General features: G+C 34.1%; 18 protein-coding genes and 1 pseudogene. 9 read left to right on the top strand and 10 right to left on the bottom strand.

What is annotated here, in order from left to right; all coding sequences use genetic code 11:
• Positions 1-5: 5 nt before the first annotated feature.
• Positions 6-1,103 (bottom strand): MFS transporter, encoded by a 1,098-nt coding sequence (locus BPMYX0001_RS12885; protein WP_240517001.1) that lies wholly within the window; start codon positions 1,101-1,103, stop codon positions 6-8.
• Between BPMYX0001_RS12885 and BPMYX0001_RS30810 the strand changes: the two genes are divergently transcribed.
• The 4 genes and pseudogenes from BPMYX0001_RS30810 to BPMYX0001_RS12870 all read left to right on the top strand — a co-directional run bounded on the left by BPMYX0001_RS30810 (position 1,000) and on the right by BPMYX0001_RS12870 (position 2,875).
• Positions 1,000-1,710 carry a LysR family transcriptional regulator substrate-binding protein gene (locus BPMYX0001_RS30810; RefSeq protein WP_006095253.1) on the top strand — a complete coding sequence of 237 codons (711 nt, stop codon included), beginning with the start codon at positions 1,000-1,002 and terminating at the stop codon, positions 1,708-1,710. The two genes, BPMYX0001_RS12885 and BPMYX0001_RS30810, sit on opposite strands and share 104 nt — an antisense overlap.
• A 174-nt stretch (positions 1,711-1,884) precedes the next feature.
• Positions 1,885-2,175: a DUF3784 domain-containing protein gene (locus BPMYX0001_RS12875; protein ID WP_003207782.1), complete on the top strand. Its 291-nt coding sequence runs from the start codon at positions 1,885-1,887 to the stop codon at positions 2,173-2,175.
• A 35-nt stretch (positions 2,176-2,210) separates the two neighbouring features.
• A pseudogene (locus BPMYX0001_RS32645) lies at positions 2,211-2,354 on the top strand (IS1595 family transposase); the annotation flags it as partial.
• A 143-nt stretch (positions 2,355-2,497) separates the two neighbouring features.
• Positions 2,498-2,875, top strand: coding sequence for a hotdog domain-containing protein (locus BPMYX0001_RS12870; RefSeq protein ID WP_006095250.1), 378 nt, complete (start codon positions 2,498-2,500; stop codon positions 2,873-2,875).
• A 159-nt stretch (positions 2,876-3,034) separates the two neighbouring features.
• Here BPMYX0001_RS12870 and BPMYX0001_RS12865 read toward each other — a convergent pair whose 3' ends face one another.
• Both BPMYX0001_RS12865 and BPMYX0001_RS12860 read right to left on the bottom strand, forming a co-directional pair.
• Complete coding sequence (locus BPMYX0001_RS12865; RefSeq protein ID WP_006095249.1) at positions 3,035-3,316, bottom strand: hypothetical protein; 282 nt, start codon at positions 3,314-3,316, stop codon at positions 3,035-3,037.
• Between the two features lie 351 nt (positions 3,317-3,667).
• The gene (locus BPMYX0001_RS12860) at positions 3,668-4,342 is read right to left on the bottom strand and encodes a VOC family protein (protein WP_006095247.1); all 675 of its coding nucleotides are present in this window, start codon (positions 4,340-4,342) and stop codon (positions 3,668-3,670) included.
• A 143-nt stretch (positions 4,343-4,485) separates the two neighbouring features.
• On the opposite strand from BPMYX0001_RS12860, the gene BPMYX0001_RS12855 reads away from it, so the two are divergent.
• Together BPMYX0001_RS12855 and BPMYX0001_RS12850 are read left to right on the top strand one after the other, a co-directional pair.
• The gene (locus tag BPMYX0001_RS12855) at positions 4,486-5,466 is read left to right on the top strand and encodes a ketoacyl-ACP synthase III (protein WP_006095246.1); all 981 of its coding nucleotides are present in this window, start codon (positions 4,486-4,488) and stop codon (positions 5,464-5,466) included.
• Positions 5,467-5,742: 276 nt separating this feature from the next.
• The gene (locus BPMYX0001_RS12850) at positions 5,743-6,780 is read left to right on the top strand and encodes a serine hydrolase domain-containing protein (RefSeq protein ID WP_033798962.1); all 1,038 of its coding nucleotides are present in this window, start codon (positions 5,743-5,745) and stop codon (positions 6,778-6,780) included.
• 119 nt (positions 6,781-6,899) lie between these two features.
• Here the strand turns inward: BPMYX0001_RS12850 and BPMYX0001_RS12845 are convergent, their stop codons facing one another.
• The 4 genes from BPMYX0001_RS12845 to yeiL all read right to left on the bottom strand — a co-directional run bounded on the left by BPMYX0001_RS12845 (position 6,900) and on the right by yeiL (position 9,937).
• Positions 6,900-7,265: a DUF4180 domain-containing protein gene (locus BPMYX0001_RS12845; protein ID WP_003198761.1), complete on the bottom strand. Its 366-nt coding sequence runs from the start codon at positions 7,263-7,265 to the stop codon at positions 6,900-6,902.
• A 58-nt stretch (positions 7,266-7,323) separates the two neighbouring features.
• The gene (locus BPMYX0001_RS12840; protein WP_006095244.1) at positions 7,324-7,572 is read right to left on the bottom strand and encodes a hypothetical protein; all 249 of its coding nucleotides are present in this window, start codon (positions 7,570-7,572) and stop codon (positions 7,324-7,326) included.
• A 327-nt stretch (positions 7,573-7,899) separates the two neighbouring features.
• Entirely contained in the window at positions 7,900-8,967 is a 1,068-nt protein-coding gene (locus BPMYX0001_RS12835; protein ID WP_006095243.1) for a flavin-containing monooxygenase, read from the bottom strand.
• Positions 8,968-9,244: 277 nt separating this feature from the next.
• Entirely contained in the window at positions 9,245-9,937 is a 693-nt protein-coding gene (yeiL, locus tag BPMYX0001_RS12830) for a transcriptional regulator YeiL (RefSeq protein ID WP_018766244.1), read from the bottom strand.
• Between the two features lie 128 nt (positions 9,938-10,065).
• Here yeiL and BPMYX0001_RS12825 point away from each other — a divergent pair, with 128 nt between their 5' ends.
• Positions 10,066-10,488, top strand: coding sequence for a DMT family transporter (locus BPMYX0001_RS12825; protein ID WP_006095242.1), 423 nt, complete (start codon positions 10,066-10,068; stop codon positions 10,486-10,488).
• Between the two features lie 14 nt (positions 10,489-10,502).
• Positions 10,503-10,967, top strand: a complete 465-nt coding sequence (locus BPMYX0001_RS12820) for a DMT family transporter (RefSeq protein WP_018781811.1) — start codon at positions 10,503-10,505, stop codon at positions 10,965-10,967.
• Positions 10,968-11,048: 81 nt separating this feature from the next.
• Here BPMYX0001_RS12820 and BPMYX0001_RS30805 read toward each other — a convergent pair whose 3' ends face one another.
• Positions 11,049-12,065: an MFS transporter gene (locus tag BPMYX0001_RS30805; protein WP_006095240.1), complete on the bottom strand. Its 1,017-nt coding sequence runs from the start codon at positions 12,063-12,065 to the stop codon at positions 11,049-11,051.
• Positions 12,066-12,106: 41 nt separating this feature from the next.
• Here BPMYX0001_RS30805 and BPMYX0001_RS33645 point away from each other — a divergent pair, with 41 nt between their 5' ends.
• Positions 12,107-12,481: an ArsR/SmtB family transcription factor gene (locus BPMYX0001_RS33645; RefSeq protein ID WP_006095239.1), complete on the top strand. Its 375-nt coding sequence runs from the start codon at positions 12,107-12,109 to the stop codon at positions 12,479-12,481.
• Between the two features lie 54 nt (positions 12,482-12,535).
• On the opposite strand, the gene BPMYX0001_RS12805 is transcribed toward BPMYX0001_RS33645, so the two are convergent.
• Complete coding sequence (locus BPMYX0001_RS12805) at positions 12,536-12,943, bottom strand: NUDIX hydrolase (RefSeq protein ID WP_006095238.1); 408 nt, start codon at positions 12,941-12,943, stop codon at positions 12,536-12,538.
• 132 nt (positions 12,944-13,075) lie between these two features.
• Positions 13,076-14,290 (bottom strand): aspartate aminotransferase family protein, encoded by a 1,215-nt coding sequence (locus tag BPMYX0001_RS12800; RefSeq protein ID WP_006095237.1) that lies wholly within the window; start codon positions 14,288-14,290, stop codon positions 13,076-13,078.
• Positions 14,291-14,428 lie beyond the last annotated feature (138 nt).

Genomic DNA, 14,428 nt, shown 5'->3' with positions numbered 1-14,428 from the left:
ATCATTTAAATATTTGTACGAGGCTCCTCCAATCTCTCCTTACTCTTCCAATTGAACAAACTTTCAGCCTTAGTTTGCTGCCCTGGCTTCACAAATAACATCGCTCCCATTGCTATAGCGGCCAAAATGGCAGCTACGATAAACATAGAAGGATAGCCATAACTTACAACTAAGTATCCAGTTAAGGTCGGGGCTAAGATTGTCGCGATATTCGCAATAAAATGCATAATTCCACTATAAGTTCCTGCTTGAACAGGAGCTGTGTCGACAATGATTGCCCAAAATAATGAACTTGGTAAAAAAGCAAATGCATTCCCAAGTGACATAAGTGCTAATACAGCTACATAATTATCCATCGCTGGAATGAAACTAAAGCAAACCGCTGTAAGGAATAAAGCGATAATCGGCAATCCTGTTCGAGCTAAACGAAGATTTCCTGTTTTACGTAAAATACGATCGGATAGCTTCGCCCCTAACGGTAATGTAATACAAGCTCCAAGCCAAGGAATCATGCCAAGATACCAAAGAGAAGATAATTGAAAATGGAATACATCTTGCAGATATTTCGGTGTCCAAGTTAATATTAAGAAATTGATATATTGAAAGCAAAAATACGCTAACGTAACCATGACGAATGTCGGAACTTTAAAGAAAGAATACCACGGCTCTTTTTGGATCCTTTTCTCTACTTTTACTGATTGAAGCACACCTTCAGAGCTACGAATTTCAGCTAGTTCTTCTTTCGTCACTCGCGGATGATCTTCAGGCATATTTGTAAAAGTAAAATACCAAATAATCGCCCATACAATCCCAATTGCACCAAGGATGAAAAACATCATTTTCCAACTTGTAAAAGAGAGTAACATAACCGCTACTGGTGCAGTTAATACTGCGCCTAACGGAACACCAACAAAACCAAGGGATGTTAGAAAAGCTCTTTCTTTTGGCGCTGCCCAGTTTGCTGCTGTCTTATTCGAAACCACGAAAGATGGACCTTCTGTGAATCCAAATAAAACTCGGAACAGAGCAAATCCTGCTAAAGCAGAGCCCCCAAAAACAGCCATCCCTATTTCTCCAGCAAAAGCGGTCGCAATTTCAAAAATAGACCAAGCGGTTGCTGCTACAATCCATACAAACTTTGGTCCTTTTTTATCTGAAAAAATCCGCTATTTTCAAGAGAACTATCCAAATGTAAACTTAAAAATATGGGAAGGTGGTCCTTTATACTTAATAGAGCAATTAGAAAATCGGAATATTGAACTCGCTGTCTTACGTACCCCTTTTAATAAGAAGGCTTTTTCTAGTATTTGTGTATCAAAGGAGCCATTCGTATTAGTCATGCCTGCAAAATGGGAGCTTCATCATTCAAATCTTCCAATCTCCATAACTAAACTAGATCATATCCCCCTCTTACTTTTACATAAAGATAAAGAAGACAGTTACCATCAGCTCGTCATTGATGAATGCAGTCGGCATGGTATAAAATTAAATATAGCATGTGAATGTCCCGACTCTGCATTTGTACTTATGCTCATCATGGCTGGGATCGGAGCCTCGATTCTACCTAAAAGTGCTGTATCTTATATCCCGCAAGAATTTATCAGAATAGTAGATTTAATAGATTTCCCATTCCAATCTGAATCATCAATAATCTGGTTGAAAGATCGGAAACTCTCTAACAGTGCTAGACGATTTATAGAATGCACATAAAGTGAAACTTTAATCAGTGGGGGTTTTCTCCATCCCCCACTGATTATTAGTTGAACCAATCGGGCTTTTATGAACAGTTCATCTCCCACCTAACTTCTTCGCTTCCGCTGAATTTTGAGGTAGGAGTGTTACTGCCCTTTAATGCGGGATAAGAATGATTTCGGAGGTGTAATCATGGCCCTATTCGCTTCTCCATCATTATGTATCATCGCTATAATTTCTTTCGCATTATCTTACTTTGTAGGAGTAAAACAGTATACTTGGCTCTTATCTGGATTTAACGAAAAGCGTGTACAAGATAAGCAAAAACTAGCAAACATAGTTGGGCTTTATAACTTAGCAGCTGGTGTTATTGCGGCAATTGGTAGCGTCTTCACTACGCCCAACATACAAATTATTGTTCCTATTATTATCGTTGGACATGTTGTATTAGCAGCTTATGTGAACACAAGAATGGTTCACTAATCCTTCTAAAAAGAGGGCTCTGTTAAGGGGAAATGGTGAACAAAGCATTTAATAACTTATTAAAGCATATGGACAAACTATCTCAAACGAAAAAAGAGCAAGCTTTTCAATGAGAGAAACACTCTGTTGAACCTACATCCTCTGTTGGTGGTCGTCTAATCAATGAAATGAGAAAAACGTATGACGGTTTACGCTTATCAAAATTCAATATGTAGTCCTTATTAAACTAACAGTCGGAATGGTTGAACACCGTTCGATTTTGTTACAATATTCAGATTAAACCTGACCATAGCAGTATTTAAACTTCAGGGAGGAGATTTATATGTCTTTAAAAGTCGGAGATATAATTACGTTTGAACGAACTTTTACAGTAAAAGATGTTGAATTATTTACAGAGGTTTCAGGTGATGAAGGGATTCACCATATAACCCCAGATGAACAGGGAAGACTTGTAACTCAAGGGTTACTAACGGCAACTCTACCAACGAAAATAGGTGGAGATAATAACGTACTGGCTCGTACTATGAATTTTGAGTTTTTAAGACCTGTATTTACTGGGGATACAATAATTTGTGAAGCTAAAATTGAAAAATACGAAAGGCAAGAAAATCATAGAACAGCTATTATCGCATCCTTTTCATGTAAAAACCAGAATGAAAAAGTAGTATTAAAAGGCAACTTTTCAGGTGTAATACTGTGAATTCTTTCTACCTTCTTCAATTAACTGGAGCATTAGAATCTGATTAGCAACATTAAAATTTAACAGAGCGAAAAAGAAAAAAGATAAGCAAATTTGCTTATCTTTTTTCTGCTTTCCATTCAGTATAATCCATATTAAGATATGGATCTATTTATATTGTTATAAAGAATCCACATATTTTTTCGCTTCCAGCAATGAATACCCAAATGCTTCGCGCGCTTTCTTAACTGCTGTAATTGTTTTTCCATCTTTCACAAGCTGCCGCAGTTCATTATTAATTTCGGGCTCTACCTCTCTAATTCCCATTTGTTTTGTTATTAATTCTAATCTAGTTTCCATACGCTTTAGTCTAGCATCCGTTCTTTTTTCCATTTGCTTTAATTTTTCTCCAATATAAATGGCTCCAAAAACAATAAATGGTATTACAATCCAAAATTCCATATTCTCCTCTCCTTACAATCTATGTATTTCGCACCAATGTTCAATATCAAAATTTTACCATGAAATGAATTTCATATATAGTTATTACATTGATGTGAAGGAGGACATCCACTATGATTCGTTACCTCAAATTTTCATTGCAATTTGTCGTCCTTTGCATTGTATTGACTTTACTATTCGATATGATTGGCTGGTTCATTTTCAAAAAAACAAATCGAAAATAAAACAGTTATCATCCCGCTCATTATGGCAGGATGGACTTTATACATATTTCGATACAAGACTCCCTCAAAAACACCATAATACTACTGCCCTCATCTTAAACAAATGAGGGCATTTATCTGGATCCCTTTACTTCTTAATGGATATATTACATTCTCCTTGTCTATTTATCTCAATCTGTTTTTCGTTATCAATCTCTAGCATTAACGGATGAACTTCTGCATCTAAATCCGAGAAAAACCATCGACGCCCTGATGGCCCTAATAATAAGTAGACTCCGTTTTCTCCCATAAAGTGAAAACCATCACTTAATGCTTCTCCGTCTCTTACTGAAATCCCATATTCTATCAATTGATTCCCTACTTCAAGAACTTCATCTGTCGTCAAATTCATTTCACTCATATTTAATATCGAATCAATAGAGAAAGGTTCATTACTTTCTGGAGATGTAGTATGCCTAGAGATAAACTCTACAATATTCCCCGCAGGATCCATAAAATAGAACGAATGTGCATTAGAGCGTGAAAAATATACTTCATCCTCTCCATCTTCTACATTTAAAACGACCTTCTTTTTTGCCCATTCTTTTGCTTCAGAAAACTGATTGGACGGTATATTGAAAGCAAAATGATAAAAAGGCTTGCTATTCAAATTATTTTTTCGAAATTCTAATTCACTCTCTCCCACTTGGATGCTAAAACTCATTTCACTACTATGTAATAACTGAAAATCTAATTTATTTAAATAGAAATCTTTCATTTCTTCTAATGCGTTACTGTATAAAGTAACCCTACTTATCAACATCAAAAACTCTCCCTTCTAGTCCAGTTCTATATTCAGATCATATAATTAATGACTTATTTTTACAAATAATTGAATTAATAAGAAATTTTATTTATAATCAGAACCAGGTATTATAACTTAGTGATAAAACGAGGGGGATTTGTATGAATTCAAAAGCACGAATTACAGCTGTTGGGACTTATGTACCCGAGAAAGTTCTATCAAATGAAGATTTATCGAATCTTGTTGAAACGACAGATGAATGGATTGTGCAACGAACCGGTATGCATGAGAGAAGAATCACTTCCTCTGATGAATTTTCTACAACTTTATGTATTCGAGCTGTTCAAAATTTAATCGACCGATTCCACGTTTCTATTGATGACGTTGATTTAATTATTGTCGCAACTGCTACACCTGATTACATGTTCCCAAATACAGCAAGTCAAGTTCAGGCTCATTTTGAAATACCTCATACAGGCGCAATTGATATTAGTGCAGCTTGCGCTGGGTTCGTGTATGGACTAATTGTTGCCAACGGCCTTATTACTTCCGGGACAAACAAAAAGATACTAGTTATCGGTGCGGAAACTCTTTCAAAAATCACAGATTATAGCGACCGTACTACTTGTATACTTTTCGGAGATGGCGCTGGTGCAGCCCTTGTAGAATATGATGAAAACAACCCTAGTTTTTTAGGAACTCATATGGGATCTAAAGGTTCTGGCGGAATCAACTTATATCAAACTGCCTTATCCAAAACAATGAATGGAACTCAATTACAAGACACACCTTACCTCATTCAAAACGGAAGAGCTGTTTACAAATGGGCTGTAAATACAGTCCCACAAGGCGTGCAAGAATTACTAGAAAAAAATCATTTAAATATATCAAATATTGATTGGTTCATTCCACATAGTGTCAATTTGAGGATGATTGAATCCATTTGTGAACGAACAGGTATTTCTCTTGATCGCACACTCATGAGTCTACAATATTGCGGAAACACCTCTGCTGCTTCTATTCCGTTAGCACTTGATATCGGATTAAAAGATGGAAAAATCAATAATGGTGACACTTTACTTTTGTATGGATTCGGTGGAGGCCTTGTACATGCAGGACTAATTTTAAGATGGAATATATAAGTACGTAACATAAAGGCTGATGTTTTATCACATCAGCCTTACAAATCATTTATGTACCTCTCAACTCTTTATTGGGTCATTACATTTGTGGTGAAATTAATGCATTGATTTCGTCTTTGATCTAACGAAAAAGCTAACTATTCTCTCTCTCTTTATATCTTACTTTTAACATTCCGCTCCCAATCTAGTTAAATACGATACATCGCATTATATTCCTTTATTTAACATTTTGTTTATTATATAGTGAATGTAACATTGAAAAAGGAGAATAATCATATGGAACTCAAAACGCTAGATATATATGAAAAAATGAATCAATATCTGGTAGCTGGATTAAGCCTAGCTATTATTCGTAATGGAGAATTAGAACATGCTGAAGGCTTTGGCGCACTTGAATTGAGGACGGTTAGAAAAGTTAACGTGAATTCTATTTTCAACGCTTGTTCTATAAGTAAATTCCTCACAGCGATGCTCGTATTGAAATTAGCAGATCAAGGAATACTGGACTTAGATGAAAATGTAAATAACCGTCTTATATCCTGGAAAGTTCCTGAAAATAAATTCACTTATGATAAAAAAGTTACCTTACGAAATCTATTAAGTCATCAATCAGGAATTATTGATCCGGATGAAAGTTTTGATATATATCACCCCATCCAAGGAAAACCTGCGATTTTACAGATCCTTCAAGGTAAAACATCCTATTGCCCAGTCCCTATCGAAGTTCAATATGAGCCTGAAAGCAAGTTTCACTATTCAGACGCTGGATTTTGTATAATAGAACAACTGATAGAAGACGTTACCGGAAAATCTTTTAATCTATTATTACAAGAGTTAATATTTGGACCTTTAAATATGAATAACAGTACACTAGAAGCTCCTAAACAAGAGATCACAAATGATCACCTTGCATGTGGTCACAATAAGAACGGACATGTAGTAGATGGAAAGTATCCGTTCTATCCCTATTCAGCTGCTGCAGGAATTTGGTCAACCCCAACAGATTTAGCTGCTCTAGTAATGGAAATCAGCCATTCTTTGCAAGGCAATAGTAAACTCGGACTATCATCAAAAATAATGAAAGAAATGATTTCCACACAAGGTTGCTCAAAATGGACCGGATTAGGTGTATTTCTTGATAAATCAGATCAAGAAATACAAATTTCTTCACTTGGCTGGGGCGTTGGATTTCAATGCATGATTGTTGCATATCCACATAAAGGCACCGGTGCTATCATTATGACAAATTCAGACCTAGGTGTTCACCAAAATGAAGGGATTATTGGAGAAATTATTAACTTATTAGAACTATAGAAAGCTTTAGTAAGGGCTATCATTAAAAAAGCTAGCGAAAGGCTAGCTTTTTTTAGTTCTGACAATAATATACAGAAAAGTTTTTATAGAGTTAAGTACAAAAAATTATATATCCGAAACTACACACAGTGAAGAGCACTTAAAGCGGATTCCTCATCTTTTAAAAAAAATACAGCTTTTCCCTTATTACATTCATATATAAAATCCGCAAGACTTTTACTATTGTATACATTGAAATCCCCAACAATAGCTAATTTTATGCGGTAGTTCATATATTTTTGTAATATTTCACCCGCTAGGCCAGTTCTTAAGTTAAAAAATTCCTCTGTAATATTTACTTTGTTAATCAATATTTTTTGACAATCATAGGAAAAATTGACGGATGCCATCAAGTCTAATGCTCCTTGCACATCCCTTATTACGATTTCAGAACTTTCTATAATTGCAATTTTAGAATTATCTTTTTCATGAATGCGTATTTTCACCTATATCCCCCACCTAACATTACATTTTTCATCAAATTATTATTCTTCTTTTTTTACTTTATATAATATTTTTAGCTACAATCTTTAGATGCTCAGGAGCGATGATTTCCTTTATACTTTCTTGAAGATCCTCGTGAAGCATTTCTTCAAGATGCTCCAATGATACTTCAAGAGGTGTACACTCTAACATTTCAATATTTAATAAGGAATAATGTTCTTTTTTCTTTATGACTAAATATTGATTCTCTTCTGTTACAAGTAAAGAACCTAATCTAATTCCGAGTAAACGTTGATCATCAAATTTCATACTATATCCCTCTCTCTATTAATAGACATACTATAGAAATAAAAACAATTTTATATAAATTAATATCCATATTATAACTTTACCAAAATCTATCTCTAAATAACACGAAAATTGGTATTATTATCCTTGAAAATAAAACCTATACTACATATTTCACATGCGATATTCTTAATTCTCCATATATTGCAGCACAAAAAAACTTTCTCAACATATAAAGATCACTTTATAATTTTCTAAATTATCAGAATATGTTATAATGAATTTAATAAAAGTTTGACCTCTCCTAATTCATGTACATATTGTTGATCGGTAGGAATTGCTACCGGTCTATTTTTTTATTCTTGTATTAAACATTGAATCTTCTTTTTGAATAACTGAAAATAAAAATTCTGCATCTCGGCCCACACCACAAAGCAGTGCTGATCCTCTTTGATGTTGCCAAGGTAAACCAATATAGTATAACCCTTGCACCCCGCTAACACCTCTTGTATGAACTGGTGATCCTGCTTGATTCATTGCAGCTTCTACTTCAATCCACTGATAATTCGGTATGAACCCTGTAGACCATACTACATTCTGAACATTGCATGCGCTATCATCTGAAAACACTACTTTATTCTGCAATGCATTTACGACCTTCGGCTTCAATGCTATTGCTCCATTACGAATAAGCTCTCTACATTCATAACCAAATATAGGATCTTTCTGCTTCTGAAACCATCTTCCCCGCCATGTGTTGATTCCAGCATATAATAGTCCTATTGTTTCCAGCCAAGCAAAAATACTCCTTCTCATTATTTTTAGTGGTAAAAAAGAAAGCGGATGACTTACAGCAATCGTAACATCACGAGATTTCGCTAGTTCTACTGCAATTTGTGTACCGGAATTCCCCCCTCCTACTACAAGGACTAATCCCTCTGGAATTTGCATTGGTGATTGGTATTGTGAAGAATGAATTTGAAAGGTATCATTGGAAAGGTTTTGTGAAATAGAAGGAATGTAAGGCCTCTGAAAAGCACCTGATGCGATAATAACTCGTTTAGATTGTAGAATTTCGTTAGGAGTAAAAACCTCAAACGCATGTCCCTTCTTTCTTATTTTGGAAACATTGATATTTAACCTCACCGGTATGGAAAAACGTTTCGCATAAGCTTCTAAATAATTTGCAATTTCATCTTTACTAGGAAATTCATTTTGATTTCCATTTAACCTCATACCTGGCAGTGCACAATAATCCCTTGGTGTAAACAATTGTAAAGAATCGTACCGCTTTCTCCATGAATCACCAATCCTCTTCCCTCCATCCAATAAAACAAAGTTATAGTTTCCTTGCTGTAAGTAATATCCCATAGCTAAACCTGCTTGACCAGCTCCTACTATAATTACATCTAACATATTTCCTCCTCCTTTTTATTACAATAACATATGAATAACTGTTCATATGTTCATATGTTCATATGTTCATATGTTTGATTTAATATTATAGTTTTCTTTTTTACAAATCAAGGAAAACAATTCTTCTTTCTACTCAACCTATAAACCTAAAAAGCACACTATTGATGATAAGAAACTTTTTATCATTAATAGTGCGCTTTTAAATTCGATATAAGTAACAATTTAATAATTTACTTTCTTATTGAAATACCACTAGACATATACTTTTACATTCTCTTTATTTATAAACATCTGCCGCAAGCTCTTTTAAAAGGCCGATGTTTGTCACTTCAAAGTACCCATTATTCTTTCTAATTACACTTTTATCACAAAGAGTATTTAATGTTCTTAATAAATGCCTGTAGCTTGTTCCTAGCAATTCCGATGTCTCAGTTAAATTCCCATTAAATATAATTCTTTGTTCATTATGAATAAGTCTTTCTCCAGTCGCAAGAATGTAACTTGCTAACCTATTCTCAAGAGGATACAGTAAATTAATCGTACTGTTTTTTGACAATCTATTTAACTTATGAGACAAAGAACCACAGATACACCTTAAAAAGGTTGCATCCTGAAGCAATCGTTCTCTCACCTTTTCTAAAGGGATTCCAATGCAATAAGAGTCTACCATCACTTGTACATTTGAAGCTGTTTTTTGTGAGTGGATTAATTCAACATCTCCCAATATTTGCAAGCTATCATAAAAACATAATAATACAGATTTCCCATTACTTAATGTGTTATAAGCCTTCGCTTTTCCTTCAACAAAGAAATACAGATAGTGAATATCTTCATTCTCCTTACAAATATGCTCATTCTTTTTAAAGAGTAATAGTTCCATATATGATTTCATATCATTGCTAAAAAATGATGCAATTTTATTCTTTTGCACATAATCATCTAACTTATGAGAATTACATATTTTCTTCATACATCCCCCACCTTTGTAACTCATTTTAATTATAAAGAAAATTTCTTCCTTTCACTATGACATATGTCATAGTAGCTCACAATTTAATCATGATACATTACATGTAAATTTATAAAGGGGGAACGTCATTGTATAATTTACTCTCAATTATTATAGGTGCTTTCATCGCCATTATGATTCCTTTAAATGGGATCTTATCTGAAATGACAGGTAACTATACATCTAGTGTGATGATTCATATCGTTGGATTAGTTGCCATTGTCATTGTTTTACTCGTTAGCAAATCCAAACTTCGCATGCAAAAAGGGATACCGATTTATCTTTATAGTGCAGGAGCTATCGGTGTTTTCACCGTACTATTTAGTAATATAAGCTTCACAGCACTCGGTGTCTCTATTACAATCGCTTTAAGTTTATTTGGGCAATCTGTTTCATCTATTATTATCGATCATTTCGGCTTATTAGGTATGAAGGTCGTGAAATTTGAAAAGAAAAAAATGTTTGGATTACTTCTGATTTCTTCGGGAATTGTTGTAATGACTATTTTTTAATGGAGGATGGAACTATGTTATATATTTGCATTGCAATTTTAGCCGGAATTTCCATTGTAGTTGCAAGAATTATTAATGCTAACTTAGCAGCAAAGATTGGAATTTTCCAAGGAACATTTGTTAATTATATTACGGGATTGTTTTTTTCTTTTTTATTTTTACTCTTTAGCAATGAATCTCTTCACGTATCAGCTACGACATTGCACTCCATACCATTTGTAGTATATTTAGGAGGTTTAGTTGGTGTTATTGTAATTGTATTATCAAACTATATTACTCCTAAAATATCATCTTTCTATTTAACTTTATTGATTTTTGTGGGGCAATTATTTATGGGAGTTATAATTGATTTCTTCACATCAAATGATGTATCTATCGGTAAAATAATCGGAGGCTTTTTAGTATTACTTGGACTGACTTATAACTTAATACTTGATAAGACGTACGAACCTGTGAAAAATAGTCGAGTGCAGCTCTAACAACATTTTAAAAAATAGAAAAGGAATACATCCGCACGCTTACATTGGATTTATTCCTTTTTTATAAGAACTCCTCCAATTTCAACACATTAACTTTTCCTCTTCTTTCACAGAGTGTCTTCTAAAGACAAGGAATTTCAATGCAATTGACATTATCATCATTCCAATTCCGCACATAATAAACATAACATTTAGAGAAATAAATATAGACAGAATTCCAAATACAAAGAGAGATATTGTATCTGCTAAGTAAAGCAAAACTGCATTAAAACTGAACCCTCGCCCTAACATATCTTTCGGAACGAGTTTTTGTAATATGTATACCCTCGTTAGTCCCGCTAACGGTAGACCAATCCCGACTATACATACTCCAACAAAGTAAAATGAAATATTAAATGTAAATCCAAGCAAAAAGATCCCAACACCCCAGATGATAGACGCGATTGTATAAATAGTTAAATTCAAGTTTTTCCATATGAAGGGGATCATCATATTTGTAATGATTACTACGCATCCAAAGAACCCTTGAATGACACTATAAATTTCTTTACTCTCTTTTGTGAACTCTCCCAATGATAATAATAATCCAACTTTCCAAACCCATGTATTCATAAAAACCATTGTAAATGTAAGGAGGAATAAAAATGTAATTTGTTTATTAGATTTCATCCAAAGCCAAAATTCACGTAATGAGAGAAATACTTCTTTTACCTGTTTCTTTTTAGCACCCACCACATCCCCTGTTACATTCAGCTTAAAAAGAAAAAGTGCGCTTATGAAATATGTAATTGCATCAATCGTAAAAAAGTGAATGACACCTACTGTCTTCATTAACAATATGGAGAGAAACGGGCTGAGTACAGTTATCCCTCTCGTTACGGAATCATATAAACTATTCGTCATATTCCGCTGTTCTATAGGGGTTATAATTGGTAATAGCGCCCGGTGTGCTGGATTAAAAAAACAACCGCAACACTGAATAAAAAAACTTATGATGATCATATACGTGTAGGTTAAAACATCGAAGTAATAGCAGAAGACAAGAGACAGAATAAAAGGAATACGGATTATATCCTGACAGTTCTTGGATTGAAACAATTCGTTCTTCCAAAAACATTACTTTTATTCCAACATTGCATATGGGAAACTTCTTATCTCTTTTTAAAGTTGATGAGATACTGTATATTTTATTTGAACCAAAGTCAACATCTCCACAACAAAATACTACACCCAATACTCTTTTAACTATAGACGAAATCACCCCTACTGTTACCGCTTTAGGGGATCAAGCACGCTTAACGATATTAACGGTGCTTGCTAATCATAAAGAATTATTTGCCCAAGAAATTATTAATGAAACTGGATTACACCAAAGCACTGTATCTCGGCACCTAGCTGTACTAGAAAGCGGCGATCTCCTTCATGTGAGAAAAGAAGGTAAAACAAAGTATTATTCGATTAATAAAACTACGGTTGAAAAAACAATTACCTTTTTAAATCATATAAAACGTTAATCAAAAATAGAGAAAGCTATACTTTCTCTATTTTTGATTACCCTATATTATCTATTAAAACACCACAAAAAAAGGTTGCTCTTTTTCATCTAAACTTTTTACAATTCTCTCTTTAAAATTTGACCACGTAACCATCTGTAAAGCCTCTTCAACCGTAAAGAATCCGACTTCTAAACTCTCACTACTTGTTTCTAACTTACCCCCGATCGGTTTTGCTAGCCAACAAGTCGCACAAACATCTGAACTTAGATTTTGATATATACCACAGAACTTTGTCACGCAAATATCAATCCCAGTTTCTTCTTTTACTTCTCTTATAGCAGCGTCTTGAATAGATTCCCCTTCTTCAACTTGCCCTCCTGGTTGCTCCCACCCTCTACGCGGGCTATGAATTAATAGGATCTTCCCCTCATCGTTTAAAACGACTACACCCGCTGAAACATAATGTTTTGGATTACTCATAGGAACAACTTCCTTTCAATGCCTTTCATCAAAAAATAAATATCCTTTAACTATAGCTAAAGGGATATAACAGTACGACTTTATTCTAACGCCACAATAGTAAATAGAAGAGAGAATAAGTATTTACTACAATCAGCTTGTCAATGCGAATGATTTTTCGATACAGGAAATAAACTGATGAATAAATTCATCGATTTCTTCTTTTGTAATAATATAAGGGGGAAGTAAACGAATTGTATTTCCCTTTGTAACGTCTACAAGCATGCCTTTATTTAGTAATTCTAATTGTAGTTTGTTTACATTTTCATTCGTGTCGTGAATACTGATTCCAAACATCATTCCACAATGACGTACTTCTTCGATAAAAGAGGAGTTTTCCTTCTGGATTTTTTGAAGTTTTTCATTTAAATATAAGGACGTTTCATAAGACTGTTGCATTAAACCATCATCCATTAATGTTTTTAATACAGTTAATCCTAAAGCCGTACCAATTGGTGAATGTGCGAATGTTGTTCCGTGATCACCTGGTGAGAATATATCATAAAGTCGTGGACCTACTATTATTCCCCCTAAAGGTGTACCGCCTCCCGCTCCTTTACCAAATTGAATAATATCAGGCGTAATATCAAAATGCTGATAAGCAAACAATTTTCCAGTTCTCCCTATCCCACTTTGCACCTCGTCAACAATAAATAACACATTATACTGTCTGCAAAGCTCTTCAACACCTTTTAAATATTCACCCGACAAAGGATATATCCCACCACTTCCTAATACTGGCTCTAGCATAATAGCAATTGGATTTTCCTTGAGTATGGTTCTTTCTAGTTCCTCTAAATTCTCTCGTTCCACTTCATATACAGGAATAGACGTACGCGGAAAATTTTGATATACACTTTCTTGTCTTGTAAAGTGAAGAGCACCTAATGTACGTCCATGAAAACTTTCTTTAAGTACAATTACTCCATCACGTTTTTGATTTGTTATATGTCTGTACTTGTGGATTAGTTTTAAGGTCGCCTCGGTAGCCTCCGCACCAGAGGTTGTATAATAGACTTTCCCATCTTTTAAAGAATAATTGACTAATTTTTTGGCGTATTCAATAGCAACTGGGTTTAAAAAATGAAAGGGAAGATGTAAGCATCTTGTAACTTGTTCAAAGGTGGCTTTTATAATATTAGGATGATTGTAGCCTAATATATTCACTCCTACACCAGAGAATAAATCAAGATATTCTTTACCATTCACATCATAAAGCTTACAACCTTCACTCTTTTCTATAGTAACCGGTATGCGGTGGTACGTAGACATTACATATTCTTTATCTAATTGAGACCAATCGGACATGCATGATTCCCCCTAGGTATAATCATATTATCTTTATATTTTCCAACACAAAATTTCGGTACAACTTCTGAATTGACTACACTGTCATCCAATTTACATGTTAGAAAAAATATATGAGCATAGAATTTTTGTTTACTC

This window comes from Bacillus pseudomycoides DSM 12442, assembly GCF_000161455.1.
Classification (GTDB): Bacteria; Bacillota; Bacilli; order Bacillales; family Bacillaceae_G; genus Bacillus_A; species Bacillus_A pseudomycoides.
This window is presented reverse-complemented; position numbering and strand designations above follow the sequence as displayed.

Excerpts from the sequence above, each read along its gene's own strand:
- BPMYX0001_RS12870 (WP_006095250.1), top strand. The coding sequence starts at position 2,498 with ATGTCTTTAAAAGTCGGAGATATAATTACGTTTGAACGAACTTTTACA.
- BPMYX0001_RS12835 (WP_006095243.1), bottom strand. The coding sequence starts at position 8,967 with ATGTTAGATGTAATTATAGTAGGAGCTGGTCAAGCAGGTTTAGCTATG.
- BPMYX0001_RS12850 (WP_033798962.1), top strand. The coding sequence starts at position 5,743 with ATGGAACTCAAAACGCTAGATATATATGAAAAAATGAATCAATATCTG.
- BPMYX0001_RS12820 (WP_018781811.1), top strand. The coding sequence starts at position 10,503 with ATGTTATATATTTGCATTGCAATTTTAGCCGGAATTTCCATTGTAGTT.
- BPMYX0001_RS12860 (WP_006095247.1), bottom strand. The coding sequence starts at position 4,342 with ATGTTGATAAGTAGGGTTACTTTATACAGTAACGCATTAGAAGAAATG.
- BPMYX0001_RS12840 (WP_006095244.1), bottom strand. The coding sequence starts at position 7,572 with ATGAAATTTGATGATCAACGTTTACTCGGAATTAGATTAGGTTCTTTA.
- BPMYX0001_RS12855 (WP_006095246.1), top strand. The coding sequence starts at position 4,486 with ATGAATTCAAAAGCACGAATTACAGCTGTTGGGACTTATGTACCCGAG.
- BPMYX0001_RS12865 (WP_006095249.1), bottom strand. The coding sequence starts at position 3,316 with ATGGAATTTTGGATTGTAATACCATTTATTGTTTTTGGAGCCATTTAT.
- BPMYX0001_RS12800 (WP_006095237.1), bottom strand. The coding sequence starts at position 14,290 with ATGTCCGATTGGTCTCAATTAGATAAAGAATATGTAATGTCTACGTAC.
- BPMYX0001_RS33645 (WP_006095239.1), top strand. The coding sequence starts at position 12,107 with ATGGGAAACTTCTTATCTCTTTTTAAAGTTGATGAGATACTGTATATT.
- BPMYX0001_RS12875 (WP_003207782.1), top strand. The coding sequence starts at position 1,885 with ATGGCCCTATTCGCTTCTCCATCATTATGTATCATCGCTATAATTTCT.
- BPMYX0001_RS12805 (WP_006095238.1), bottom strand. The coding sequence starts at position 12,943 with ATGAGTAATCCAAAACATTATGTTTCAGCGGGTGTAGTCGTTTTAAAC.
- yeiL (WP_018766244.1), bottom strand. The coding sequence starts at position 9,937 with ATGAAGAAAATATGTAATTCTCATAAGTTAGATGATTATGTGCAAAAG.